Consider the following 24,580-nt stretch of genomic DNA (forward strand, 5'->3'; position numbering starts at 1 on the left):
TTCAAAAAGACTAATGCACAACAGAACATGGCCGCCATCACCGAACTGCAACTTAACGAAGTAATCTTGATCCTCACTACCAATGATGCCAATGTGCGAAATCAGACTCAGGTCTCGTGACAGCTTTGTCCAGGCAACACCATCAAAGGATGCCACGATTAACTTTGTCGCCGTTGCGGCAAACGCATTGCTACCTTGTTCAACGTCGTTGGTATTGAAATTCTGGTAGCTGAGCAGAACTTTCTCCCCTACAGAAAACCCCAAGGCGTTTGCCAAGTATTCATTTGTCGAGAAATCGACATCCGCGTGAAATTTCAAACTTTTCGAGAGGACGTAGACGCTACTGCAGACTACCAGCGCCATGATCGTCAACCCTACCGCATCGCTCGGCGAAACGACCGCAAGCAACAAAAAGACAGACACCACGGCGGCATAACCGTAGTTTATGGCCTTCTGTATCACGAGCTTTTTATTTCTATAAGCCAGAAATGTTTTCCCAGGAATATATTTTCTGGGAGGTGCAAATGCCAGCGTGCATGCACCAAAGGAAACCAGGCTAGCAAGCCCTATTGCAGCTTGGCGCTTCTGCCCGGTTTGCAGGCCTTCAAGAAACATCCAGGCACCGGCGACGATAAAAACAGGCAGGAACGCGAGCACGGCAAGCCCCATGATTTTGCCCTTGGATACCATTAACATCTTCCACATCGGGATAGTTTTTATCATTCACAAGCCTTTTATTATTGATGCCAGATCGCGTAATGAAAGGGTGACTTTAAAACCACCCGCCGCTTGATGCTACTTGATGTGATGAATCGGCGCCGCTTGATAAACCCTACACTCGCCTCCACCTAGCTCTTCACTGCCTCTGGAGCCCCACCATGTCCGATCCCCTGATCATTCCCTGCCCCCACTGCAACGGCCTGAACCGCGTCCCCGCCGCACGCCTGGGTGATTCGCCCAGCTGCGGCCGCTGCCAATCACCGATAGTGCTGGAGACCCCGTTCGACCTCGACGAAGCCGGTTTCGCTGCCCAGGCCAAGGGCGATCTGCCGCTGCTGGTGGACGTCTGGGCCGACTGGTGCGGGCCGTGCAAGGGCTTTGCGCCGGTGTTCGAGCAGGCCGCCGCGCGGCTGTCGGGCAAGGTGCGGCTGGCCAAGCTGGACAGCGATGCCAACCCGAACCTCTCCACGCGCCTGGGCATTCGCTCGATTCCCAGCCTGATACTGCTGCGCAACGGCCAGGAAGTGGCGCGCCAGAGCGGTGCCATGCCGCTGCCGCAGCTACTGGACTGGTTGTCCCGCCAGGGCATCTGAGGGCGAGCGTTTCGGTCAATCCGTGCGGTCATTGCCAGGCCGCGCGGGGCGGCTAGGCTTGGGCAAAAAGCCAACGGAGCACGCCATGCCTTCCTACCCCGAAGACTTCATCCGCCAGCTCACCGAAGAACACATCGCCTTCGTCAAGCGCACCGGCCTCAAGGCCGAGGTGCTGGAACCGGGCCACGTGCGCCTGCGCATGCCGCTCAAGGGCAATGAGAACCACATCCGCAACATGTACGCCGGAGCGCTGTTCACCGTGGCCGAGATGCCCGGCGGTGTGCTGATGCTGACCAGCTTCGACGCCCGGCGCTTCTACCCCATCGTCAAGGAAGCCGGCCTGCGCTTCCTGCGGCCCGCCGCCAGCGACGTGACGGTCGAAGCGCAGCTCAGCGAAGAGGAAATCCAGCGCATCGGCGAGGAAGCCACTCACCACGGCAAGTCCGAATTCGTCCTCGACCTGCAGCTCAAGGACGAAGAGGGCAACATCGTCGCCGAAAGCCACGCCATCTATCAGCTACGTAGTCGCTGAAGCCGGCCATTGCCCTGCATCAAGGTGAAATTTCCTACGTGGCGCGACAGTGGAAGCGCCACCAGAGGGAATCCACCATGTACCAGAACCTGCTCGTCGCCCACGACCTCAGCGTCGAGGCGGATATCGCCGTGCGCCGCGCCGCCCAGCTGGCCCGCCAGCACGGCGCCCGTGTCACGCTGCTGCACGTCATCGAGGAATTCTTCCCGGACCGCATGATGGCCACGGTGCGCGAAGCCGCCGAGGTGGCACTGCGCGATGCGGCCCGCGCCAGTGACATCAACGATTACCAGCTGGTGATCCGCCAGGGCCGCGCGGCCAATACCGTGACCGATACGGTTCAGGAATTGAATGCGGACCTGCTGGTGATTGGCGCGCACCATCAGCAGCTGCTGGAGCGCTTCGACGGCACCACCCTGGAGCGCATCGCTCGCCATTGCCGGACGCCAATCCTGCTGGCCGTGGACGAATCCGCCAGACCTTACGCGAAGGCTCTCTCTGGCCTGGACCTGTCGCATTGCTCCTGCCAGGCCTGGCGCGCCGGCTACCGGCTGCTCGCGCCCGACGCCGAGCTGCTGGCGCTCAACGCCTACCAGCCGGGCAAGAAGGCCGATCGTGCCGACAGCCATCTGGATACCCAGCGCGAACTGCTGCGCCAGGCGCTGCAGGATGAGCGCACGCAGGTGCCGGCAACAGGGCCGCAACTGCTTTGCGCCGTGCAACAGGGGACACCCCAGCAGGCGCTGGAGACGGCATTGCGGGAATGGACGCCGGACCTGCTGGTGCTCGGCAGTCGCAGCCGCGGCGCCATCGAGCAGGCCATGCTGGGCAGCTCGACGCGCTATTTCCTGCGCCGGCCGCCCTGCGATGTGCTGATCAGCCAGTAATCGCTCAGGCTTCCAGCAGGTTGTGCAATTCGACGAACTGCTGGGTCAGCTTGTGCCGCGGCTCGAGAAATATCAGCGGGGTGCAGGCCTGGTGGGACTCGCGCATCTTCACCGAGCTCATCAGGTACACCGGTAGCACCGGCAATTCCTCCTCCACCAGCTCATCCAGCAGTTGCTGCGGCAGGGTCGCGCGCGGCTGGAACTGGTTGACCACGATGCCTTCGACTTCCAGCTCTTCGTTGTGGTCTTCCTTCAGCTCTTCGATTTCCTGCAGCAGGCCGTACAGCGCCTGGCGGGAGAAACTGTCGCAGTCGAAGGGAATCAGGCATCGATCTGCCGCGATCAGCGCGGAAACCGTGTAGAAATTAAGCGCCGGCGGCGTATCCAGGTAGATTCGGTCGTAGTCTTCGGAGAGCTCGTCCAGCAGTTTGCGCAGCTTGTTGATCTTGTGCTTCTGCTCGAGCTTGGGCTGCAGGTCCGCCAACTCCGGGCTGGCGGTGACGATGTGCAGGTTGTCGAAGGGCGTCTCGTAGATATCCACCTTGCCCTTGCGGCTGAAAGGCCCGGACGACAACGTCTGCTTGAAGAAGTCGGCGATGCCCACCGGCAGGTCCTCGCCGGTCAGACCGGTCAGGTAATGCGTGGAGTTGGCCTGTGCATCCAGGTCCACCAGCAAGGTGCGATAGCCCTCCGCCGCGCTCACTGCCGCCAGGTTGCAGGCGATGCTGGACTTGCCGACCCCGCCTTTCTGATTGAACACCACACGCCGCATGAGCCGTCCCTCCAGGAACCAATCGAGTGCCGATGGATTCTATGCAAAGCCCATGACAAGGGCGAGCATCCTTCGCCAGACGACCGCTCGGCGGCTCCCGGCGATTCCCCCAAGCTTCGTAACAGGCACGACGGTAAATTGAGAACCTTGCCCAGCCTTTGTAAGCAAAAGTTTGCCTGACCTCAGAACGACCGGGATAATGCCAGCATTGCGCCATGGCACGTGTCGACGAAGCCCTTGGTGGACCAGGGAAGACTCATTTGCCGACAGGAACGCCCCCAAGGGCCCACAAGAGCTCGCAGCGTGATTCAATTCGATATCGACCAGTGGAGCGCCTGGGCCCCGGGCCTGTCCACGACCGCCGACTGGCAACAGTGGACCCGCGAAGAGCGCATGCCTGACACCACCGGGCAGCCGGATGTCGCCTTTCTCCCCGCCCTGCAGCGCCGCCGCCTGAGTCCTCTGGCGCGCATGGTCTTCAGTGTCGCCTGGCCCCTGGCCGACGGGCGGCCGCCGATGCCGCTGATCTTCGTCTCCCGCCACGGCGAAACCGGCCGCAGCCTGGAACTGCTGCGCGAGTTGGCCGTCGAACAACCATTGTCCCCGACCCAGTTCAGCCTTTCCGTGCACAACGCGGTGATCGGCCTGTGGTCGATCCTGCGGCAGGACACCAGCGAAATGACGGCGATTGCCGGTGAACGGGACGGCTTTGAGCATGGTTTGCTGGAAGCTGCCGCCCTGCTGGCCGAGGGTGCTACGGAAGTCCTGGTCGTCGCGGCGGAAGAGACACCACCCGAGCTCTACGCGCCGTGGGTCGACGATGTGCCTTTTCCCCATGCCGTGGCCCTGCGCCTCAAGCGCGGCTGCGACTGGAGCCTGAGCCTTTCGAACAACGACGCGCCATTGAGCGCGCCGCCATTACCCAATGCACTGAACCTGGTGCGCGCGCTGATCGAGCCCGCCAGCCTGATCCATCACCCCTGGAAGAAGCGTCTATGGACCTGGCAACGCAACCACTGAGCAAGCGCACCGACGCTTGGCTGTGGCGCCTGTTCGCCACCGGCCTTTGCTTCGCCATTTTCGGTGTCGGCGGCCTGCTGCTGCGGGTACTGGTGTTCCCCCTGCTGGCGTTGCTGCCCGGCGACACCATTCGCCGCCGTACCCGGGCACGCCAGACAGTCAGCCGGCTGTTCTGGCTGTTCGTGCAGGTGATGCAGCGCAGCGGCGTGCTCACCTACGAAGTGGAAGGCATCGAGCGTCTGGGACGGCCGGGGCAGATGGTGATCGCCAACCACCCCTCGCTGATCGACGTGGTGTTTCTCATCGGCCTGATCCGCAACGCCAACTGCGTGGTCAAGCAGAGTCTGTTCGCCAATCCCTTCACCCGCGGCCCGGTGACAGCGGCTCAGTACATCAGCAACAACGGCAGCATGGACATGTTCGATGCCGCCGTGGCGGCCCTGCAGCAGGGCCAGACCCTGATCGTTTTCCCCGAAGGCACCCGCACCACGCCAGGCAAGGCGCCCGAGTTCCACCGCGGTGCGGCATCGATTGCCCTGCGCGGTGCCAGCGAAATCACCCCGGTGACCATCACCGTCACCCCGACCACCCTGACCAAGGCTGAGCCCTGGTACAGCATTCCCGCTCGCCGCGTGCATTTCCGCTTGCGCGTGGGCGATGACATCGATCCGCGCGAGTTCGCCAGCCAGGGCCCGGCCCCGGCCGCCTCGCGCCGGCTCAATGCCTTCCTGCACCAGCATTTCACCAAGGAGCTCGCAAGAGATGAGCGATCTGCAACTGGAGATTAAACAGCTGATCATCGACGCCCTCGGCCTCGAAGACATCGGCCCTGATGACATCGGCGCCGAAGACGCGCTGTTCGGCGACGGCCTCGGCCTGGACTCGGTGGATGCCCTGGAACTGGGCCTGGCGATCCAGAAACGCTACGGCATCAAGATCGACGCCGATGCCAAGGACACCCGCCAGCACTTCGCCAACGTGGCGAACCTGGCGGCCTTCGTGACTGCCCAGAAAGCCGCCTGAGATCGCCGACCATGCAAACCCGTGAGGACATTTACAACACCCTGCGCGACGCCCTCGTCGAGTTGTTCGAACTCGAGCCGCAGCAGATCAGCCTCGACGCCAACCTGTACGAGGACCTGGAGATCGACAGCATCGACGCCGTCGACCTGATCGACCACCTCAAGCGCCACACCGGCAAGAAGATCGCCGCCGAGGAGTTCAAGTCGGTGCGCACCGTCGGCGACGTGGTCGAAGCGGTCTATCGCCTGGCCAACCCATGACACGCCTGGTCGGGCTCGGCCTGCTGCTGGCCGGGCTGCTCTACCCGTTCGCGATCTACTTCGGCATCGATCACCTGTCGCCGAAATTCTTCGCCCTGCTCCTGGGCGGACTGTGGTTCGCCCGCAGCCTGGGAAGCGGCCAACGCCCCGGACAACGCTGGATGGCGCTGGCCGCCGTGGCATTCTGCATCGTGCTCTGGCTGTGCAACGAGCCACACCTGCTGCGCTGGTACCCGGTACTGGTCAGCGCCGGCCTGCTCGGCCTGTTCGCCCTGAGCCTGAAGTTCGGCCCGCCGCTGGTGGAGCGCCTGGCGCGCCTGCACGAACCCGATCTACCGCCCCATGCCGTGCGTTACACCCGCCGGGTGACCCAGGTCTGGGTGCTGTTCTTCCTGGGCAACGGCCTGATCGCCGCGGCCCTCACCCTGTGGGCGCCGCTGGCCTGGTGGACGCTGTACAACGGCCTGATTTCCTACCTGCTGATGGGCGTGCTGTTCGCCGTCGAGTGGCTGGTGCGGCAACGGGTCAGAGGTCAAGGATGAAACCGATATCCCTCGCCCGGCTGCTGCCGGACCTGCCTGCCGAGCGCCCGCTGGCATTGGAGCCTGCGCTGTCGGCCGGTGACTTCGTGCAGCGCGTTTGCGCGGTCGCCGGCGCCTTGTGCCAGCGCAACACCCAGCGCGTGGCGATCCATCTGGAGGATGCCGGCGAACTGGCCATCGCCCTCTACGCCGCCTGGCTCGCCGGTGCCGAAGCGGTGCTGCCAGCCGACAACCTCGCCCACAGCCGCGAACGGCTGGCCGCGCAGATCGACGCCTGGATCGGTGACCAGCCCGGCGACCTGCTGCTGACCGAACTGGACGGTCCGGCCGTCATCCCCACTGAGCTCGATCTCGACGCCTGCCGCCTGGTGCTGAGTACCTCCGGGTCCACCGGCGAGCCCAAGCTGATCGGCAAGACCCTGCGCCAGTTGAGCAACGAAGTGCAGGTGCTGGAAAACCTCTGGGGGACGGAACTGGACGACGCTCGCGTCCTCGGCAGCGTCGCCGCACAACACATCTACGGCCTGTTGTTCCGCGTACTCTGGCCACTCTCCGCCGGCCGCGCCTTCCTGCGCCGGCAGATCGCCTTTCCCGAAGACCTGCAACGCCACAGCCTGGATCAGCCACGCTTCGCCTGGGTCGGCAGCCCCGCGCTGCTCAAGCGCATGGGCGACAACCTCGACTGGCCGGCGCTACGCCCGGTAGTTCGAGTGTTCTCTTCCGGTGGACCGTTGCCGACCGAAGCCGGCGAGCAGTTGCATGAGCGCCTCGGCCAGGCCCCCACCGAAATCTACGGCAGCTCCGAGACCGGTGGTATCGCCTGGCGCCAGGGCGGGCAGCTGTGGCAGCCATTCGAAGGCGTCACGCTGAGCCAGGACGAGCACGGCGCGCTGCGCATCGAGTCGACCTACCTGCCGCCCGGTGAATCCGAACAGACCGCCGACGCTGCGCGCCTCTGCGCCGACGGCCGCTTCGAGCTGCTCGGCCGGCTGGATCGCATCGTCAAACTGGAAGAGAAACGCATCTCCCTGCCGCAACTGGAGCAGGCGCTGATGCAGCACCCCTTCGTCAGCGAAGCACGCCTGGGCGTCGTGCAGGAAAACCGCGCCAGCCTCGGCGCACTGGTCGCCCTGAGCGATGCCGGCCTGCACGCGCTGCGCAACGGCGGTCGACGCGCACTGACCCAGCGCCTGCGCGAACACCTGGCCGGCCACTGCGAAGCCCTCGCCCTGCCACGCCGCTGGCGCCTGCTTCGGCGCCTGCCGGGCAATGCCCAGGGCAAGCTGCCGCAAAGCCTGGTGGATGAACTGCTACACGCGCCACGCAGCCGCGACCCCGAGGTCCTGGCACGCAGCGAAGCGGAAGGTGAACAGCGCTTCCAGCTGGAAATTCCCCTGGACCTTGCCTATTTCCCCGGCCACTTCCCCAAGGCCCCCGTGCTGCCCGGCGTGGTGCAGGTGCAATGGGCGCAGCAACTGGGCCGCCTGGTATTCGACCTGCCGCCGCGTTTCGGCGGCATGGAAGTGCTGAAGTTCCAGCAACTGCTGCGGCCGGGTGATCGCTGCCTGTTGTCGCTGCGCTGGGATGCCGGGCGCGGCAAGCTGTATTTCGCCTTTACCCGCGGCGAAGCGGCCTGCTCCTCCGGGCGCATCCTGCTGGGTGCCGGCCAATGAGCGTCCGTCCGTGCGCGGTGATCCCGGTCTACAACCACGAGCATGCATTGCCCCAGGTCGTCGCCGAACTGCTCGCCGCCGGCCTGCCCTGCGTGTTGGTGGACGATGCCTCCAGCCGCGAATGCGCGGCAGTGATGGACCAGCTCGCCGAAGGCCACGATACGTATCTAGTGCGCCTCTCCGTGAACCAGGGCAAGGGCGGCGCGGTAATGGCCGGCCTGCGCGAGGCCGCGCGCCTGGGCTACTCCCATGCACTACAGGTGGATGCAGACGGCCAGCATGACCTGACCGACGTGCAGCGCTTCCTCGACGCCTCACACCAGCACCCCGGCGCGCTGATCTGCGGCTATCCGCAGTACGACGAGAGCGTGCCCAAGGGCCGTCTCTACGCGCGCTATCTGACCCACGTCTGGGTGTGGATCAACAGCCTGTCGCTGTCGATCCGCGACGGCATGTGCGGCTTCCGCGTCTACCCGCTCGCACCGACACTGGCATTGATCGACAGCGCGAAGCTGGGCAAACGCATGGACTTCGACCCGGAAATCCTCGTGCGCCTGGCCTGGCGCAACCAGCCGATGCAGTGGCTGCCAACACGGGTGCACTACCCGCTGGACGGCCTCTCGCACTTCCGCCTGTTCCATGACAACGCGCTGATCTCTTCCATGCACGCCCGGCTGTTCTTCGGCATGCTCTGGCGCTCGCCGGCCATTCTCTGGCGCCGCCTGCGGAGCGCCGCGTGAGCGCGCAACACTGGGCGCAGCAACGCGAGCGCGGCAGCCTGCTGCTGATGCGCTTCACCGCCTGGGCCGCGCGCACCCTCGGCCGACGCCTGCTGTCGCCGCTGCTGCACCTGATCGTGCTGTACTTCTTCCTCTTCGGCTCCCGTGCACGCGGCGCCATCCGCGAGTACCAGCAGCGCCTGGCACAGCACAGCGGCGACGCCTCGTTGTGCCCGACCACCGGCCGCGTGTTCGGCCAGTTCATGGCCTTCGCCGACGCCATCCTCGACAAGCTCGACGTCTGGGCCGGCCGACTGGATATCTCCAGCATCGAACTGTGCGACCCACATGGCCTGCGCGCGCAGTTGCGCAGTGGCCGTGGCCAACTGCTGGTCGGCGCTCACCTGGGCAACCTCGAGGTCTGCCGCGCGCTGGCCGAGCTGGGCGAAAAGGTGCGCATGAACGTGCTGGTGCACACCCGCCACGCCGAGCAGTTCAACAAGCTGCTCGGCGAGTCCGGCGCCAGCCACCTGCGGATGATCCAGGTGAGCGAACTGGACCCGGCGATCATGCTGCAACTGTCCCAGCGCTTGGACGCCGGCGAATGGCTGGCAATCGCCGGCGACCGCATTCCGCTGCACGGCGGGCGCAACGTCGAGGTCGACTTCCTCGGCGCGCCCGCGGCCTTCCCGCAGGGCCCCTGGCTGCTTGCCGGCCTGCTGCAATGCCCGGCCAACCTGATGTTCTGTCTCAAGGAAGAAGGCCGCTACCGCGTGCACCTGGAGCCTTTCGCCGAACGCATCCAGTGGCGCCGCAGCGACCGCGCCGAGGTCCTCAAGCACTGGACCCAGCGCTACGCCCAACGCCTGGAACACTACTGCCTGCGCGCGCCGCAGCAGTGGTTCAACTTCTACCCGTTCTGGAAAGCCCATGACGACAGCCACTGAAGCGCCGGTTTTCGGCCAAGGCCACCTGAGCATCGAGCAGATCGTCGCCCTCGCCGAGCGCCGCGTCGAAAGCTGCCTGGACGATGACGCCGAGTTCCGCGCGCGCATCGCCCGTGGCGCGCAGTTCCTCGACACCCTGCTGGACAAGGAAGGCGTGATCTACGGCGTGACCACCGGCTACGGAGATTCCTGCGTGGTGGCCGTGCCGCTGGAGCACGTCGAGGCGCTGCCGCAGCACCTGTTCACCTTCCACGGCTGCGGCCTGGGCAAGCTGCTCGATCCACAGGCTACCCGCGCCGTGCTCGCCGCGCGCCTGCGCTCGCTGAGCCATGGCGTTTCCGGTGTGCGCCTGGAGCTGCTGGAACGCCTGCATGCCTTCCTCGCACAAGACATCCTGCCGCTGATTCCGGAAGAAGGTTCAGTGGGCGCCAGCGGTGATCTCACGCCGCTGTCCTATGTCGCCGCCACTCTCGCCGGCGAGCGTGACGTGCTCTGGCGCGGAGAGCGCCGCAGCGCCGCTGAAGTCCACGCCGAACTGGGCTGGCAGCCGCTGGTGCTGCGGCCCAAGGAAGCGCTGGCGCTGATGAACGGCACCGCCGTGATGACCGGCCTCGCCTGCCTCGCCTATGTGCGCGCCGACTACCTGCTCAAGCTGGCCACGCGCATCACCGCGCTGAACGTCATCGCGCTGCAGGGCAACCCGGAGCATTTCGACGAGCGCCTGTTCGCCGCCAAGCCACATCCGGGGCAGATGCAGGTCGCCGCGTGGATTCGCCAGGACCTCGCCATCGACGCGCCGACGCCGCCGCTGCACCGTCTGCAGGACCGCTACTCGCTGCGCTGTGCACCCCATGTGCTGGGCGTGCTGGCCGACAGCCTGGGCCTGCTGCGGCAATTCATCGAGATCGAACTGAACAGCGCCAACGACAACCCGATCATCGACGCCGAGGACGAGCGCGTCCTGCACGGCGGGCACTTCTATGGCGGGCACATCGCCTTTGCCATGGACAGCCTGAAGAACCTGGTGGGCAACGTCGCCGACCTGCTCGACCGGCAGCTCGCGCTGCTGGTGGACACCCGCTACAACCACGGTCTGCCGAGCAACCTTTCGGGTGCGCCGGCCGAGCGCGCGATGATCAACCATGGCTTCAAGGCCGTACAGATCGGCGCCAGCGCGTGGACCGCCGAGGCGCTGAAAAATACCCTGCCAGCCAGCGTGTTCTCGCGCTCCACCGAGTGCCACAACCAGGACAAGGTGAGCATGGGCACCATCGCCGCGCGCGACGCCCTGCGTAGCCTGGAGCTGACCGAGCAGGTCGCCGCCGCCGCGTTGCTGGCCGCGCAACAGGGCGTCTGGCTGCGCGGGCGCGAAGACGATGCACAGCCCCTGCCGACGCCGCTGGGCGGCATGCACGAGCAGCTCGGCCAGGACTTCCCACCACTGATCGAGGACCGCGCGCTGGAAGGCGAACTGCGCCTTTGCCTTGAGCGTATCCGTGCACGCCATTGGGGGCTTTATGCGTAAGGCCGGGGTGCTGCAGGCCGAAGTGGAAATCCTCGTGCCGTTCTTCGACGTGGACATGATGGAAGTGGTCTGGCACGGCCACTACGTCAAGTACCTGGAAATAGCGCGCTGCGCCCTGCTCGACAAGCTCGACCACAACTACGCGCAGATGCGCGAGGCCGGCTACGCCTGGCCGGTGATCGACCTGCAGCTGCGCTATGTGCGCGGCGCACGCTTCGGCCAGCGCATCAGCGTGCGCGCCGACCTGGTGGAGTGGGAGAACCGCCTGAAGATCAATTACCTGATCAGCGACGCCGAAACCGGCGAACGCCTGACCCGTGCCAGCAGCAGCCAGGTGGCGGTGGAAATCGCCAGCCGCGAGATGCAGATGGTCTCCCCGCCCGTGTTCATCGCCGCCGTGCAGCGTGCGCTGGAGGCCGAAGCATGCTGAAGCGCGCCCTGCTGGTTTGCGGTCTATTGCTCGCACCATTGGCCCACGCCTTCGACCTGCCGCAACTGGCCGCGCAGCTGGGCAAGCCGGCGGTGGTGCGTGGCGAGTTCGTCCAGGAGAAGCACCTGCGTTCGCTGCCGCAGCCGCTGGTGAGCAAGGGTCACTTCGTCCTCGCCAAGCAGCACGGGCTGCTGTGGCTGTTGCAGTCGCCGTTGAAGCAGGATTACCGGATCGACGACCAGGGCATCGCCCGGCGCGACGCCAACGGCTGGCAGCAACTGCCGCAACGCAGCGCCAGTGCACAGCAGAACCGCTTGTTCCTCGCCGTGCTGGAAGGCGACAGCAGCGGCCTGCAACGGGACTTCGACCTGGCCCTGAGCGGCGAAGCAAGCGATTGGAAACTGACCCTCACGCCGCGCGCCGTGCTGCTCAAGCAGATCTTCGACAGTATCGAAATCGCTGGCGGCGAGCTGGTGCAACGCATCGAACTGCACGAAGCCCAGGGCGACCGCACCGTGCTGCGCATGACCAGCAGCCAGCCCGGCGACAGCCTGACCGATGCGGAGCGCAGCGACTTTGCCCGCTGAGCGGCCGCAGTGGCTGCCGCGCCTGGTGATTGCCGGGCTGCTGGCGCTGCTCGCCCTTGCCGCCTGGCAATGGCGCGGCGCCGCGCCGCTGAGCACCGACCTGCTGGAGCTGGTGCCCGGCGGCAGCCGTGATGCCCTGCAAAAGCAGGCCGAGCAACGCATGCAGGAGCCGCTCAACCGCGAGCTGCTGGTGCTGGTCGGCTACCCCGAGCGCGACACCGCCATCGCCCATGCCCGCGCGCTGGCCGAGCGCTGGCAGACCAGCGGGCTCTACGAGAAAGTGCAATGGGGCGTACAGGCCGACCTGCCGGCCCTGCGCGAAAAGTTGCGCGATGGCCGCCTCGCCCTGCTCAACCGCGATGACCGCCAGCAGCTCACAAGCGATCCTGCCGCTTTCATCCAGCAGCGAGTGGAACAACTCTTCGACCCCTTCTCCGGCTTCGGCCTGCTGCCCAACGACCAGGACTGGTTCGGCCTGGCCCTGCGTATCCAGCATCACCAGCCGCTGACAGCGAAGGTGCAACTGGACATCGGCAGCGGCGCGCTGGTCGCCGAAGCCGATGGCCGCAGCTGGGTGCTGCTGCGCGCCCGCACCCGCGCCGATGCCTTCGACATGAGCCTGCCGCGCGCCGTGGCCGCACAGATCGCCGAGGCGCGTCAGCAAGTGGCTGCCGACGGCGGACAGATAGTCGCCGCGAGCGGTCTGCTCTACGCCGCCGACGGCCAGCGCCAGGCCAGCCGCGAAATGACCTGGGTCGGCGGCGGCGCCGCACTCGGTACCCTGCTTCTGCTGCTACTCGCCTTCCGCCGTGTGCGCGCGCTGCTGGCCTTCCTGCCGGTGCTGGTCGGCGTGCTGGCCGGCGCTACCGCGTGCATCGCGCTGTTCGGCAAGATCAACCTGCTCACCCTGGTACTCGGTGCGAGCCTGATCGGCGTGGCGTCGGACTACCCACTGCACTATCTGTCCAAGGCCTGGAGCCTGACTCATTGGCAACCCTGGCAGGCGCTGCGGCTGAGCCATCGCGGGCTGCTGCTGAGCCTGCTGACCAACCTGATCGGCTACCTCGCCCTGGCCTGCACGCCCTTCCCGGCGCTGACCCAGGTGGCGACCTTTTCGGTGGCCGGCCTGCTCGCCGCCTACCTGTGTGTGATCGGCCTGCTGCCACTCCTGCTGCGCGGCAATGCCATCGCCCCCCAGCCGCTGCTGCTTTCGCTGGGCGAACGACTGATCGGCCTACGCCAATCATTGCTCAAGCGCACGGGCAGTTGGCCGCTGCTGGTCGCTGTCGCGCTGTTCTGCGCTGGCGGACTGTGGCAACTGCAGGTGAAGAACGACCTGCGCCAATGGCTGGGCGCCAAGCCGCAACTGCTCAGCGAGGCCCAGGCCGCCGCGCGCATCACCGGCTACCAGCCCACCAGCCAGTTCTTCCTGGTGCGCGCCGCCAATGAAACCCAGTTGCTGCAACGCCAGGCCGAACTGGCCACGCGGCTGGAGAAGCTGGTCGCCTCCGGCCAGCTCAAGGGCTATCTCGCGCTCAACCAGTTGCTCGCCACCGAGCAGCAGCAACAGCAGGCCCGTGAGGCACTGCGCCAACTGCCTCAGCACTGGCAGGCACTGGTCGACCTGGGCATTCCCCTGGCCGCGCTGCAAGCCGAGCTGGAGCAGCTGGAAAAACTCCCGCCGCAAACGCTCGACCAAGCGCTGAAAGGCCCGCTGGGCGAACCCTGGCGGCCGCTGTGGCTGGGCACGGTGAGCGGCGGCGTAGCCGGGCTGGTGAGCCTGCAAGGGCTATCCGATGCCGGCGTGCTGGCCGAGCAGGCCAAGGGGCTGGAAGGCGTGCAACTGGTGGACCGCCTCGGCGAGCTGAACCGCCTGTTCGCCGCCACCCAGGTCAGCGCCACCGAACTCAAGCTGCTCTCCTGCGTGCTGATCTTCGCCCTGCTGCTCAAGCCCTTCGGCCCGCGCGGCGCCCTGCGCATCGTCCTGCTGCCGCTGCTGGCAGCGTTGTGCAGCCTCGCCAGCCTCGGCTGGCTGGGCCAGCCGCTGACGCTGTTCAGCCTGTTCGGCCTGCTGCTGGTGACCGCCATCGGCGTGGATTACACCATCCTCATGCGCGAGCGCGTCGGCGGTGCGGCAGTGAGCCTGGTGGGTGTGCTGCTCGCGGCCATCACCACCTGGCTGTCGTTCGGCCTGCTGGCGCTGTCGGCCACGCCGGTGATCAGCAACTTCGGCCTGGCCGTGGGGCTGGGCCTCGCATTCTGTTTCCTGTTCTGCCCCTGGGCGCAAGCAGGCACCCGAGAGGGAACTGCGGCATGCTGACGATCCTTTTCTGGTTGGCCATGCCGCCGCTGTTCGCCCTGGCGGTGATCGGCGGGCGCCGTCTGCGCCTGCTGCCCATCGTCAGCCAGTTGCTGGTGGCCGGCCTGCTGCTGCCGCTGCTGTTCATCGTACTGCAGGGCCAGGGCTTCGAGGTGCGTACGCTGGTCACCGCGCCCTGGCTGCGACCGCTCTACGACATCGGCTTCGCGCTGCTGCTGGGGCACATCCTGAGCGATGTGATCGACCTCGACGTCAGCCGCCAGAGCGTGAAGATCGCCCTACCCAGCTTCGCCGTACCGCTGGCCTGCGGCATGGCCAGTGCGTGGTGGCTGCTGGGTGTGCGCGAGGGCATCAGCGTGCTGGGCATCGGCCTGCTGTTCGCCATCACGGCAATCCCGGTGCTCTACCTGTTCCTGCGCAACATCGACTACCCCGAGGATGCCACCCGCCGACTGATGCACGCGGCGGTGCTGATGGACCTGTGGTGCTGGAGCCTGTTCGGCCTGGCCCAGGGCAGCAGCGATCCGTTCCAACTGGTGTGGCCGTTGCTGGCCGGCGTGATTCCGTTGCTGCTACGCCTGATCGGTGTGCGCCAGCACCTGGCCTACAGCCTGCCGTTCTTCGGCCTGATGATCGCCTTCCAGCACGGGCACCTGAACACTCTGGTGTTCGCCATTACCTGGCTGATGGCCCAGGCCGCGGTACGTCAGCCTTTCCGCCTGCCGGTCGCGCCACGCGCGGCGCTGGCCTTGCAGAACACTCTGCTGGTGCCACTGGTGTTGGCCTTCGGCATCCTGCAGATCGACTTCCACACGGCCCTCTCCGGCTACTCCTGGCTCTACCTCGGCGCGCTGCTGGTGCTGCCGGTGCTCAGCAAGCTGGCCGGCAGCTGGCTCGGCCTGCGCTGGGCGCTGCCGGGCGCGAGCCTTCCCGAGCTATGGAGGGAAAGCCTGCTGCTGAACATTCGCGGGCTGACCGAGATCGTCTTCCTCAACCTGCTATTCCAGCAGGGTCATATCGACTCGCTGCTGTATTTCAGCCTGCTGCTGATGAGCCTGTTCGCCACCCTGCTGCCCGCGCTGTGCGGCGTTCGCCGCCCACGCGCTCGTCACACCGACAAGGACGCCAGCCCGGCAAGGAGCCCTTCCGATGTCCCTCGTTGATTCGCAAAAACGCGCGGTCGTGGTGATCGGCGCCGGTCCCTCCGGCGCCATCGCCGCAGCCCTGCTCAAGCGCAAGGGCCACGACGTGCTGGTGCTGGAGCGCCAGCGCTTCCCGCGCTTCTCCATCGGCGAGAGCCTGCTGTCGCACTGCCTGGATTTCGTCGAAGAGGCCGGGATGCTCGATGCGGTGCAGGCCGCCGGCTTCCAGGTGAAGCACGGCGCGGCATTCGCCTGGGGCGAGCGCTACAGCGCATTCGACTTCCGCGACAAGTTCACCAAGGGCAAGGGCACCACCTTCCAGGTCCAGCGTGCGCGCTTCGACCAGCTGCTGGCCGACCAGGCCGAACTGCAGGGCGTGGACATCCGCTACGAAGAAGAAATCATCGCCGCCGACTTCGCCGGTGACTGCCCGCGCCTGCGGGTGCGCCGCCTGGACGGCAGCGAATACGAGGTGGAGTGCACCTTCGTTCTCGACGCCAGCGGCTATGGCCGCGTGCTCCCGCGCCTGCTCGACCTGGAGGCGCCATCCGGCTTCCCGGTGCGCCGCGCGGTATTCACTCATATCGAGGATCGCATCGACGCGCCGCACTTCGACCGCGAGAAGATCCTCGTCAGCATCCACCCCGAGGAGCGCGGAGTCTGGTACTGGACCATCCCCTTCAGCGACGGCCGTACCTCCATCGGCGTAGTGGCCGAGGACCACCATTTCGAGGGCAGGCTGGACGACCTGGACACCTGCCTGAAGGACTTCGTCGAAGCTGCGCCGAACCTGCGTTCGCTGCTGAAGAACGCCGTCTGGGATACGCCGGCGCGCACCCTCGGCGGCTACTCGGCCAACGTCAAGCGCCTGGCCGGTCCGGGCTTCGCCCTGCTGGGCAACGCGGCAGAATTCCTCGACCCGGTATTTTCCTCCGGCGTCACCATCGCCATGCGTTCCGCCAGCCTGGCGGCCAGCCTGCTCGACCGTCAGCTCAAGGGCGAGACGGTGGACTGGGAGGCCGACTTCGCCCAGCCGCTCAAGCGCGGCGTGGACACCTTCCGTGCCTACGTCGAAGGCTGGTACGACGGCAGCTTCCAGGACGTGATCTTCTACGAGAAGGCGACCCCGGAAATCCGCCGGATGATCTGCTCCATCCTCGCCGGCTACGCGTGGGACACGCGCAATCCCTTCGTCGCCGAACCGCAGCGTCGCCTGCGGGTACTCTCCGAAATCTGCGCAAGCTGAAGGACAAGGACTGTCATGACCCGCCCCGCCTCCACCTACGTCGAAGAAACCCGATTCGGTTTCTGGTTCCTGCAGAGCCACACCTGGCAGCACCATGTGCTGCGCGTGGCGATCAACGACCTGAAGCGCCTGATCAGCTGGGACATCCCGGCCAACCCGGTGCTGCTCGACGCGGGCTGCGGCCAGGGCCGCTCGTTTCGCCTGCTGCGCGATGCCTTCAAGCCTGGGCGGATGATCGGTCTCGATGCCGACCCGCACAGCCTCGACTGCTCGGCCATGGAAGCGGCGCGGGAAAACATCGAGGTGGAGCTGAACTGCGCCGACTGCGCCGACCTGATGCTGCCTTCGGCCAGCGTCGACATCCTGTTCTGCCACCAGACCTTCCATCACCTGGTGGAGCAGGAGCAGGCGCTGCAGGAATTCTGGCGCGTGCTCAAACCGGGCGGCCTGCTGCTGTTCGCCGAGTCCACCGAGGCTTACATCGATACCTGGGTGATCCGCTGGTTCTTCCGTCACCCGATGCACGTGCAGAAGAGCGCCGCGCAGTACCTGCAGATGCTCCGCGAGCAGGGCTTCGAGTTCGGCGAAAAGAACGTCTCCTACCCCTACCTGTGGTGGAGCCGCGCCAGGGACTTCGGTCTGCTGGAGCGCTGGGGCCTGCGCCAGCCGAAACCGTTCGGCCAGCGCGAGGAAACCCTGGTCAATGCCGTGGTACGCAAGCCACTGGAGAGCCGCTGAGCATGATCCGCTGGTTGAGTCTTGCCTTCGCCCTGTTGCTGGCCGGCTGTGCCCAGCACGCGCCGCTGCCGTCCGCAATGCCGTCGCTGTCGACGCCGATGCAGTTGCACATCCAGCGCGAACAAGGTCATGCCAGCCAGCTCTCGACACAGGATTGGCTGCTGGTGATCCAGCAGGAAGGCGCCGCGCTGCGCTGGTCACTGATCGATCCGCTGGGCATTCCGCTGTCGCGCCAGTTACTGCGTGAGGGAGAATGGAGCAACGACGGCCTGCTGCCACCCAACCCGGAAGCGCGCGAGCTCTTCGCCGTGCTGCTGTTCGCGCTGACGCCCGAGGGCGAACTTGCCTCGCGCTACCCGGCGAAGGACTACCGGTCGGACGACCCTGAGCGCCACCTGCAGCAGCGCTGGAAGATCACCTACCGGTCGGCGCAGGACTTCACCCTCGAATCCGCCGACCTCCGCTACCGGGTGACGCCCCTGGACTCCGAGAGCGCCGCACCATGAACGCTACCTACCTGAACGAGCTGGGCCTGATCTGCGCACTGGGCAACGACTGCCGTGAAGTCGCCGCCGCGCTGCTGGCCGGCGAGTCTGTCGGCATGCAGGTACAGTCCGGCTGGGTGCCGGGCAGGAGCCTGCCGGTGGGCACGGTGAAGGCTCGCCTGGCAGCTATCCCCGACAAGCGCCACGACACCCGCAACAACCGCCTGCTGCTGGCCGCCGCCACGCAGATCGACCCGGCCATCCGCGCGGCCATCCAGCGCCACGGCGCAGCGCGCGTCGCAGTGGTACTGGGGACCAGCACCTCGGGCATCCAGGAAACCACCCAGGGCATTCGTCATCACAGCCTGCACGGGCAGTTGCCCGAGGGCTTCCACTACTCGCACCAGGAGCTGGCCAACCCCGCCGCCTTCCTTGCCGAGCACTATGAGCTGGCCGGCCCCGCCTATGTCATCTCCACCGCCTGCACCTCCAGCGGCCGCGCCCTGCAGAGCGCGCGCCGGCTGCTGGATCTCGGGCTGTGCGACGCCGTGCTGTGTGGCGGCGTGGACAGCCTGTGCGAGCTGACGCTCAACGGATTCAGCGCCCTGGAGGCGGTTTCGAACGAGCGCTGCAATCCGTTCTCCGCTAACCGCAAGGGCATCAACATCGGCGAAGGTGCGGCGCTATTCCTGATGACCCGCGAGCCCGGCCGCGTGGCCCTGCTCGGCGCCGGCGCCAGCTCCGATGCACACCATATTTCCGCGCCCGAACCCGAAGGCCGCGGCGCCCGCGAGGCGATGCGCAAGGCGCTGGCGGATGCGCGACTGCAGGCCGGGCAGATCGCCTACCTGAACCTGCATGGCACCGCGACCCTGCACAACGACGCCATGGAAAGCCTCGCCGTCAGCGCCGAGTTCCCCCAGGGCGTGCCCTGTTCCTCGACCAAACCGTTGTCCGGGCACACCCTCGGCGCCGCCGGCGCGCTGGAAGCGGCGTTCTGCTGGCTGTTGCTGAGCGAGCACAATCCGGATAATCGCCTGCCGCCGCAGTGCTGGGATGGCGTCGCCGACCCACAGCTGCCGCCCCTCGCGCTGGTCGGCGAGAACGGTCCCGGCCTTGCTGTGCAGGGGCCGCGTTATCTGATGAGCAACTCGTTCGCCTTCGGCGGCAACAACGTCAGCCTGATCCTGGGCGAGTTGAGCAATCTTTCTGGAGTGCCCCGATGATCGACTGGCCGATCGCCTCCCTGCTGCCCCATGCGGGGGACATGATCCTCCTCGACGAAGTGCTCGAGTTCGGCGAGGAGGACATCCGTACCCGCCTGACCGTGCGCCCCGGCGGGCTGTTCAACGAGGCCGATGGCAGCCTGCCGGCCTGGATCGGCGTGGAGCTGATGGCACAGAGCATCGCCGCCTATGCCGGCTGCCAGGCGCGCTCGCGCGGCGAGCCGGTGGAGCTGGGCTTCCTGCTCGGCACGCGCCAGTACCAGTGCAACGTGGCAAGCTTCCCGGTCGGAGCGCAACTCACCCTCCACGCCATCCGGACCCTGCAGGACGACAATGGCATGGGCGTCTTCGAATGCCACCTGGAAGGAGCGGACATCAAGGCACTGGCGCGCCTCACCGTGTTCCGCCCGCCCGAGGCCGCCAGCTATCTACAAGAACCCCCTCTCGAGGCCCCAGCGCCAGGAAGCGAGAGCCCAAAGAGCCAAGCGTATGACTGACCCCATTCTGGTAACCGGCTCCAGCCGCGGTATCGGCCGAGCCATCGCCCTGCGCCTGGCCCAAGCCGGGCACGACCTCGTGCTGCACTGCCGCAGCGGCCGCGCCGAAGTCGAAGCCGTGCAGGCGGAGATCCAGACCCAGGGCCGCAATGCCCGCGTGCTGCAGTTCGACGTGGCCGACCGCGAGACCGCGCGCACCGTCCTTGAAGCCGATGTGGAAAGCCACGGCGCCTATTACGGCGTGGTCTGCAATGCCGGCCTGACCCGCGACGGAGCCTTTCCCGCGCTCACCGAGGAGGACTGGGACCAGGTGCTGCGCACCAACCTCGACGGTTTCTACAACGTCCTGCACCCGGTGATCATGCCGATGATCCGCCGCCGCCAGCCGGGACGTATCGTCTGCATCACGTCGGTCTCCGGGCTGATCGGCAACCGCGGCCAGGTCAACTACAGCGCCTCCAAGGCCGGCGTGATCGGCGCCGCCAAGGCGCTGGCCATCGAGCTGGGCAAGCGCAGGATCACGGTGAACTGCGTGGCGCCGGGGCTGATCGACACCGCCATGCTCGACGAGCAGGTGCCGGTGGAGGAAATCCTCAAGATGATCCCCGCCCAGCGCATGGGCACGGCGGAAGAGGTCGCAGGCGCGGTGAACTTCCTGATGTCGGCCGAGGCCGGCTACATCACCCGCCAGGTGCTGGCGGTCAACGGAGGACTGTGCTGATGAAGCGTGTGGTCGTCACCGGCATGTCCGGCATTACTTCCCTGGGTTCGGACTGGGCCAGCATCGAGGCGAACTTCAACGCCAGCCGCAGCGGCATCCGGCGCATGGACGAGTGGGACCGTTTCACCGAGCTGAACACCCGGCTGGCCGGCCCGGTGCCGGACTTCTCCGTGCCCAGGCACTGGACCCGCAAACAACTGCGCAGCATGGGCCGCGTCTCGCGCCTGTCCGTGGGTGCAGCCGAACGCGCCTTGGCCGATGCCGGCCTGCTGGACGACGCGTCGATTCGCGACGGCCGCATGGGCGTGGCCTGCGGCTCGTCCGTCGGCAGCACCGACGAGATCAAGGCCTTCGGCAACATGCTGCTGCACTCGGTGGCAGACGGCCTCAACGCCAACTCCTATGTGCGCATGATGCCGCACACGACAGCGGCCAATATCAGCATCTTCTTCGGCCTCAAGGGCCGCGTGATTCCGACGTCCAGCGCCTGCACCAGCGGCAGCCAGGGCATCGGCTACGCCTATGAGGCGATTCGTTTCGGCCGCCTGCCGCTGATGCTCGCCGGCGGTGCGGAAGAGCTGTGCCCCACCGAAGCCATGGTGTTCGACGCGCTTTACGCCACCAGCCTGAAGAACGATACGCCCCACCTCTCGCCGCGCCCCTACGACACCGGCCGCGACGGTCTGGTGATCGGCGAAGGCGCTGGCATGCTGGTGCTGGAAGAACTGGAACACGCCCTGGCCCGTGGCGCGCACATCCATGCCGAGATCGTTGGCTTCGGCAGCAACGCCGACGGCCAGCACACCACCCGCCCCGAGCAGGCGACCATGCGCCGCGCCATGGAGCTGGCACTGGAAGACGCCGGCCTGGACGCCGAGGCCATCGGCTACGTGAACGGCCATGGCACTGCCACCGAGCAGGGCGATATCGCCGAGACGCAGGCCACCAGCGAACTGTTCGGAAAGCGTATGCCGATCAGCTCGCAGAAGAGCTTCCTGGGCCACACTCTGGGAGCGTGCGGCGCGCTGGAGTCCTGGTTCAGCATCGAGATGATGAACAGCGATCGCTACGTGCACACCCTGAACCTGGACCAGGTCGACCCTCGCTGCGGCGAGCTCGACTACCTGCAGGGCGAACCGCGCGTGATGAGCCACGAGTACGTGATGAACAACAACTTCGCCTTTGGCGGCATCAACACCTCGCTGATCTTCAAGCGCTGGCGCTGAGTCGCCACCACAGGACACTGCAAGGAGAGCGATCCATGTCCCGACTGATCCGTAGCGTCATCCTCTGCCTCGCCGCCGCACTGGTCGTCGGCTGTACCGGCCGGGCCGTGCTGAACCTCGACCAGAGCCTGCCGGCAGACGGTCGACGCACGACGGCCCAGGTGCAGGAGGCGATCCACAAGGCCCTGGCCCAACAGCAGTGGACGCTGCAGCAGGACAACGGCAGCGTGATCTACGCCGAGATCACCGTGCGCGAGCGTCACCACGCCGAGATCAGCATCCCGTACAGCAGCCAGCAGTATTCCATCAAGCTGCGCAGCAGCCGCGGGCTGGACGAGGAGAACGGACAGATCCACCGCAATTACAACAACTGGGTCGTCCTGCTCAACGAGAGGATCCAGCAGAACCTGGGCCTGACGCCGACAGCGCGCTGACCCTCCGCCCCGGAAGACTCCCCCACCGCGCGCTGGAAGCCTGCGGCGGGTCGATCTACCGGAGCGCATGCCGATTTTGATACCCCCCTTTGCCTGCCGCAGCCTCGACGCCTAGTCGAACGCGTAGCGCTGGCTCGACCCCGAAGCACCAGGAGAAAAAGGATGCTCTCGCTCGTACGCTGCATAGCCCTCACCGCCGCTGTCTTCACCCTGGCCGCCTGCACCTCGAAGCCGGTCTATGCCCCCACGGAACAGTTCCCCAGCGATCTGCATATCACCCCGGCGCAGATGCAGACCGCCATCATCACCGGCCTGCAGAAGCGCCAGTGGACGGTGCAGAAGGTGACGCCCAGCGAGATCCAGGCCGCCATCACCGTACGCGGTCGCCACCATGCCGAAGTGACGATTCCCTACTCCACCACCCAGTACCGCATCGGCTACCGCGACAGCTGGGGACTGGACTACAAGGACGGCAAGATCCATCGCAACTACAACCGCTGGATCAGCCTGGTGAACGACAACATCCTGCGCGAGCTGCACCTGGACCCGATCGGCGAGCGCGTCGATGCGCTGCCGGTCATCGCCCAGACCACCGACGAAGTGCCGCTGCACCTGGAATTCAACCGCGTGGTCCAGCGTGCGACCCAGGCCGGCCACCTGGACGGCAGCGTGCGCTTCTTCCTGGCTGGCGAGCACGTGCCGGGGCTGGTCAACCCGATGAGCGAAACCTCCACCAGCAAGAAGACCAACTCAACCAACAAGACCGAAGAGGAAGCCTGCGACTGGGCCATGATCTCGGCCCTGGCGACCTTGCAGAATGCAGCCAAGCGCGAGGGAGCGAATGCCGTGGTGGATCTCGTCAGCTTCTACAACCGCCAGGTCTACAGCGACAACACCAAGTACGAGTGCCACACCGGCTCGCTGATGGCCGGCGTGGCGCTGCGCGGCAAGATGGCGGAAATCCAGTAGGACTTCAGCGCCCTCGCTCGGCAGGGACGGGGGCCGACCCCGTGTGCAGAGCTGTGACTTCCTGGGTCACCAGGTCGAAGAACGACTGAGCCAGGCGCGACGTCTCGTTGCGCCGGCGCACCAGCCAGACGGAGCTGGTGGCCCCTGGATCACTCAAGGTGCGATAGACCACGCCATCCACCCGCGTCCGGCGGAACGACGCCGGCAGCATCGACACGCCGAGCCCCGCCGCCACCAGGCCGATGATGGTCATCGCCTCGCCCGCTTCCTGGGCGATGCGCGGACTGAAGCCGGCCTGCCGCGACAGCGCCATCAGTTGGCTGTAGAGGCCCGTTCCGTAACTGCGCGGGAAGAACACGAAGGGTTCCTCCGCCAGCTCGGCGAACGCCAGGCCCTCCTGGCTGGCCTGTGCCAACGGGTGGTCGGCACGCAACACCGCCACCAGCGGTTCGCTGAACAACTCCACGGCCTCCAGGGTTTCCGGCAGCGGGATCGGACGGATCAGTCCGACCTGCACGCGCTCCTCCAGCAGCGCCTGCACCGCCTGCCCGCTGCTCAGTTCCTGCAAGTCCAGGTGGACATCCGGGTAGGCCTGGCGGAACGCCAGGATGGCGCGCGGGATGCTGGAGGTGAACGGCGCCGACGCGGTGAAGCCGACCTTCAGCTCGCCGATTTCCCCCAGATGGGCACGCCGAGCCAGGAGCACGGCGCGGTCCACCTGTTGCAACACCTGCCGCGCTTCATCGAGAAACAGCTTGCCGGCTTCGGTGAGCGCCACGCGACGGTTGGTGCGCTCCAGCAGGCGCGCACCGATCTCTTCCTCCAGCGCCTGGATCTGCTGGCTCAGCGGCGGCTGGGAAATCCCCAGTTGCTCGGCGGCACGACCAAAGTGCAGCTCTTCCGCCACGGCGATGAAATAACGCAGGTGTCGCAGTTCCATGGTGCCCTCGCAAAGGGTTGTGCCGTGCGGTTCGCGAGCAAGCTCGCTCCTACAGGGAACGCTCTTCGTAGGAGCGAGCTTGCTCGCGAACCCGGCGTTTAACCGACGTCACAGGCGTTTGATTCGTAAAACGACTCAAACGTGTCGATTAATATATTGGAAATAATAAAGCCCGCTCCTTATCCTTTCCACACAAGCCCAATAACGACTACCAACCTGCTCCCAGCCTGGCCGCGCGGCCCCTTGCCGCCATTCCAGGCCCTCTGCTGTCATCTACCTGAGGTGTGTCGTGAGTCAACCTGCCCTGCGGGCTTTGCGGGAAGAACATCCCATGGCGGCCGAACCGGCCGTCGTACAAGAACCAGTAGCCGCCAACGATCCGGCGGAGGTGCTGGCCGATCTGCGC

The 24,580-nt window shown here is 66.2% G+C and carries 28 protein-coding genes; 25 read left to right on the top strand and 3 right to left on the bottom strand.

All coding sequences use genetic code 11. The features are described from left to right. Window positions 1-723, bottom strand: a 723-nt coding sequence (locus FAS41_RS14755; protein WP_138523457.1) for a hypothetical protein, incomplete at its 3' end; no start/stop codon positions are given. Window positions 724-878: 155 nt separating this feature from the next. On the opposite strand from FAS41_RS14755, the gene trxC reads away from it, so the two are divergent. The 3 genes from trxC (at window position 879) to FAS41_RS14770 (ending at window position 2,732) form a co-directional block, all read left to right on the top strand. Next, a complete protein-coding gene (gene trxC / locus FAS41_RS14760; protein WP_138523459.1) occupies window positions 879-1,313 on the top strand; it encodes a thioredoxin TrxC in 435 nt (144 codons plus the stop codon). An 85-nt stretch (window positions 1,314-1,398) separates the two neighbouring features. Next, the gene (locus FAS41_RS14765) at window positions 1,399-1,845 is read left to right on the top strand and encodes a YiiD C-terminal domain-containing protein (protein WP_138523461.1); all 447 of its coding nucleotides are present in this window, start codon (window positions 1,399-1,401) and stop codon (window positions 1,843-1,845) included. 77 nt (window positions 1,846-1,922) lie between these two features. Next, window positions 1,923-2,732 carry a universal stress protein gene (locus tag FAS41_RS14770; protein ID WP_138523463.1) on the top strand — a complete coding sequence of 270 codons (810 nt, stop codon included), beginning with the start codon at window positions 1,923-1,925 and terminating at the stop codon, window positions 2,730-2,732. 4 nt (window positions 2,733-2,736) lie between these two features. On the opposite strand, the gene FAS41_RS14775 is transcribed toward FAS41_RS14770, so the two are convergent. Beyond that, window positions 2,737-3,504, bottom strand: coding sequence for a ParA family protein (locus FAS41_RS14775; RefSeq protein WP_138523465.1), 768 nt, complete (start codon window positions 3,502-3,504; stop codon window positions 2,737-2,739). A gap of 303 nt (window positions 3,505-3,807) precedes the next feature. Here FAS41_RS14775 and FAS41_RS14780 point away from each other — a divergent pair, with 303 nt between their 5' ends. The 22 genes from FAS41_RS14780 to FAS41_RS31180 all read left to right on the top strand — a co-directional run bounded on the left by FAS41_RS14780 (window position 3,808) and on the right by FAS41_RS31180 (window position 23,234). After that, window positions 3,808-4,524, top strand: coding sequence for a beta-ketoacyl synthase chain length factor (locus tag FAS41_RS14780; protein WP_138523467.1), 717 nt, complete (start codon window positions 3,808-3,810; stop codon window positions 4,522-4,524). After that, a complete protein-coding gene (locus FAS41_RS14785) occupies window positions 4,500-5,312 on the top strand; it encodes a lysophospholipid acyltransferase family protein (protein WP_138523469.1) in 813 nt (270 codons plus the stop codon). The genes FAS41_RS14780 and FAS41_RS14785 overlap by 25 nt, the downstream gene beginning before the upstream one ends. Further along, on the top strand, window positions 5,287-5,547 hold the full coding sequence (locus tag FAS41_RS14790) for a phosphopantetheine-binding protein (RefSeq protein WP_138523471.1): 261 nt from the start codon (window positions 5,287-5,289) through the stop codon (window positions 5,545-5,547). The genes FAS41_RS14785 and FAS41_RS14790 overlap by 26 nt, the downstream gene beginning before the upstream one ends. 11 nt (window positions 5,548-5,558) lie before the next feature. Then, a complete protein-coding gene (locus FAS41_RS14795; RefSeq protein WP_138523473.1) occupies window positions 5,559-5,807 on the top strand; it encodes an acyl carrier protein in 249 nt (82 codons plus the stop codon). Then, window positions 5,804-6,349, top strand: a complete 546-nt coding sequence (locus FAS41_RS14800) for a COG4648 family protein (RefSeq protein ID WP_138523475.1) — start codon at window positions 5,804-5,806, stop codon at window positions 6,347-6,349. Before FAS41_RS14795 ends, FAS41_RS14800 begins: the two co-directional genes overlap by 4 nt. Beyond that, window positions 6,346-8,022 (top strand): ApeI family dehydratase, encoded by a 1,677-nt coding sequence (locus tag FAS41_RS14805; protein ID WP_138523477.1) that lies wholly within the window; start codon window positions 6,346-6,348, stop codon window positions 8,020-8,022. The genes FAS41_RS14800 and FAS41_RS14805 overlap by 4 nt, the downstream gene beginning before the upstream one ends. Then, a complete protein-coding gene (locus FAS41_RS14810) occupies window positions 8,019-8,762 on the top strand; it encodes a glycosyltransferase family 2 protein (protein WP_138523479.1) in 744 nt (247 codons plus the stop codon). The genes FAS41_RS14805 and FAS41_RS14810 overlap by 4 nt, the downstream gene beginning before the upstream one ends. Before the next feature lie 47 nt (window positions 8,763-8,809). Next, complete coding sequence (locus tag FAS41_RS14815) at window positions 8,810-9,688, top strand: lysophospholipid acyltransferase family protein (RefSeq protein ID WP_246084882.1); 879 nt, start codon at window positions 8,810-8,812, stop codon at window positions 9,686-9,688. Beyond that, window positions 9,672-11,213, top strand: coding sequence for an HAL/PAL/TAL family ammonia-lyase (locus tag FAS41_RS14820; RefSeq protein WP_138523483.1), 1,542 nt, complete (start codon window positions 9,672-9,674; stop codon window positions 11,211-11,213). Before FAS41_RS14815 ends, FAS41_RS14820 begins: the two co-directional genes overlap by 17 nt. Continuing rightward, window positions 11,206-11,643, top strand: a complete 438-nt coding sequence (locus tag FAS41_RS14825) for an acyl-CoA thioesterase (RefSeq protein ID WP_138523485.1) — start codon at window positions 11,206-11,208, stop codon at window positions 11,641-11,643. The genes FAS41_RS14820 and FAS41_RS14825 overlap by 8 nt, the downstream gene beginning before the upstream one ends. Further along, window positions 11,637-12,230 (top strand): outer membrane lipoprotein carrier protein LolA, encoded by a 594-nt coding sequence (locus FAS41_RS14830; protein ID WP_138523487.1) that lies wholly within the window; start codon window positions 11,637-11,639, stop codon window positions 12,228-12,230. The genes FAS41_RS14825 and FAS41_RS14830 overlap by 7 nt, the downstream gene beginning before the upstream one ends. Further along, the gene (locus tag FAS41_RS14835) at window positions 12,202-14,550 is read left to right on the top strand and encodes an MMPL family transporter (protein WP_138523489.1); all 2,349 of its coding nucleotides are present in this window, start codon (window positions 12,202-12,204) and stop codon (window positions 14,548-14,550) included. Before FAS41_RS14830 ends, FAS41_RS14835 begins: the two co-directional genes overlap by 29 nt. Beyond that, window positions 14,544-15,713, top strand: coding sequence for a cation:proton antiporter (locus FAS41_RS14840; protein WP_138523491.1), 1,170 nt, complete (start codon window positions 14,544-14,546; stop codon window positions 15,711-15,713). The genes FAS41_RS14835 and FAS41_RS14840 overlap by 7 nt, the downstream gene beginning before the upstream one ends. After that, window positions 15,700-16,938 (top strand): NAD(P)/FAD-dependent oxidoreductase, encoded by a 1,239-nt coding sequence (locus tag FAS41_RS14845; protein ID WP_138523493.1) that lies wholly within the window; start codon window positions 15,700-15,702, stop codon window positions 16,936-16,938. Before FAS41_RS14840 ends, FAS41_RS14845 begins: the two co-directional genes overlap by 14 nt. Before the next feature lie 15 nt (window positions 16,939-16,953). Further along, window positions 16,954-17,676 carry a class I SAM-dependent methyltransferase gene (locus FAS41_RS14850; RefSeq protein WP_138523495.1) on the top strand — a complete coding sequence of 241 codons (723 nt, stop codon included), beginning with the start codon at window positions 16,954-16,956 and terminating at the stop codon, window positions 17,674-17,676. A 2-nt stretch (window positions 17,677-17,678) separates the two neighbouring features. Next, the gene (locus tag FAS41_RS14855) at window positions 17,679-18,182 is read left to right on the top strand and encodes a hypothetical protein (RefSeq protein WP_138523497.1); all 504 of its coding nucleotides are present in this window, start codon (window positions 17,679-17,681) and stop codon (window positions 18,180-18,182) included. Further along, on the top strand, window positions 18,179-19,387 hold the full coding sequence (locus FAS41_RS14860; protein ID WP_138523499.1) for a beta-ketoacyl-[acyl-carrier-protein] synthase family protein: 1,209 nt from the start codon (window positions 18,179-18,181) through the stop codon (window positions 19,385-19,387). The genes FAS41_RS14855 and FAS41_RS14860 overlap by 4 nt, the downstream gene beginning before the upstream one ends. Next, window positions 19,384-19,884 carry a hotdog family protein gene (locus FAS41_RS14865; protein WP_138523501.1) on the top strand — a complete coding sequence of 167 codons (501 nt, stop codon included), beginning with the start codon at window positions 19,384-19,386 and terminating at the stop codon, window positions 19,882-19,884. The genes FAS41_RS14860 and FAS41_RS14865 overlap by 4 nt, the downstream gene beginning before the upstream one ends. Continuing rightward, window positions 19,877-20,605 carry a 3-oxoacyl-ACP reductase FabG gene (fabG, locus tag FAS41_RS14870; RefSeq protein ID WP_138523503.1) on the top strand — a complete coding sequence of 243 codons (729 nt, stop codon included), beginning with the start codon at window positions 19,877-19,879 and terminating at the stop codon, window positions 20,603-20,605. Before FAS41_RS14865 ends, fabG begins: the two co-directional genes overlap by 8 nt. Then, on the top strand, window positions 20,605-21,831 hold the full coding sequence (locus FAS41_RS14875) for a beta-ketoacyl-ACP synthase (protein WP_138523505.1): 1,227 nt from the start codon (window positions 20,605-20,607) through the stop codon (window positions 21,829-21,831). Before fabG ends, FAS41_RS14875 begins: the two co-directional genes overlap by 1 nt. 35 nt (window positions 21,832-21,866) lie before the next feature. Then, window positions 21,867-22,265 (top strand): hypothetical protein, encoded by a 399-nt coding sequence (locus FAS41_RS14880; protein WP_138523507.1) that lies wholly within the window; start codon window positions 21,867-21,869, stop codon window positions 22,263-22,265. Between the two features lie 162 nt (window positions 22,266-22,427). Then, window positions 22,428-23,234, top strand: coding sequence for a hypothetical protein (locus FAS41_RS31180; protein WP_138523509.1), 807 nt, complete (start codon window positions 22,428-22,430; stop codon window positions 23,232-23,234). Between the two features lie 4 nt (window positions 23,235-23,238). On the opposite strand, the gene FAS41_RS14890 is transcribed toward FAS41_RS31180, so the two are convergent. Next, window positions 23,239-24,174, bottom strand: a complete 936-nt coding sequence (locus FAS41_RS14890; RefSeq protein WP_138523511.1) for a LysR family transcriptional regulator — start codon at window positions 24,172-24,174, stop codon at window positions 23,239-23,241. Window positions 24,175-24,580: the final 406 nt, after the last annotated feature.

Source organism: Pseudomonas nicosulfuronedens (assembly GCF_005877905.1).
Classification (GTDB): Bacteria; Pseudomonadota; Gammaproteobacteria; order Pseudomonadales; family Pseudomonadaceae; genus Pseudomonas; species Pseudomonas nicosulfuronedens.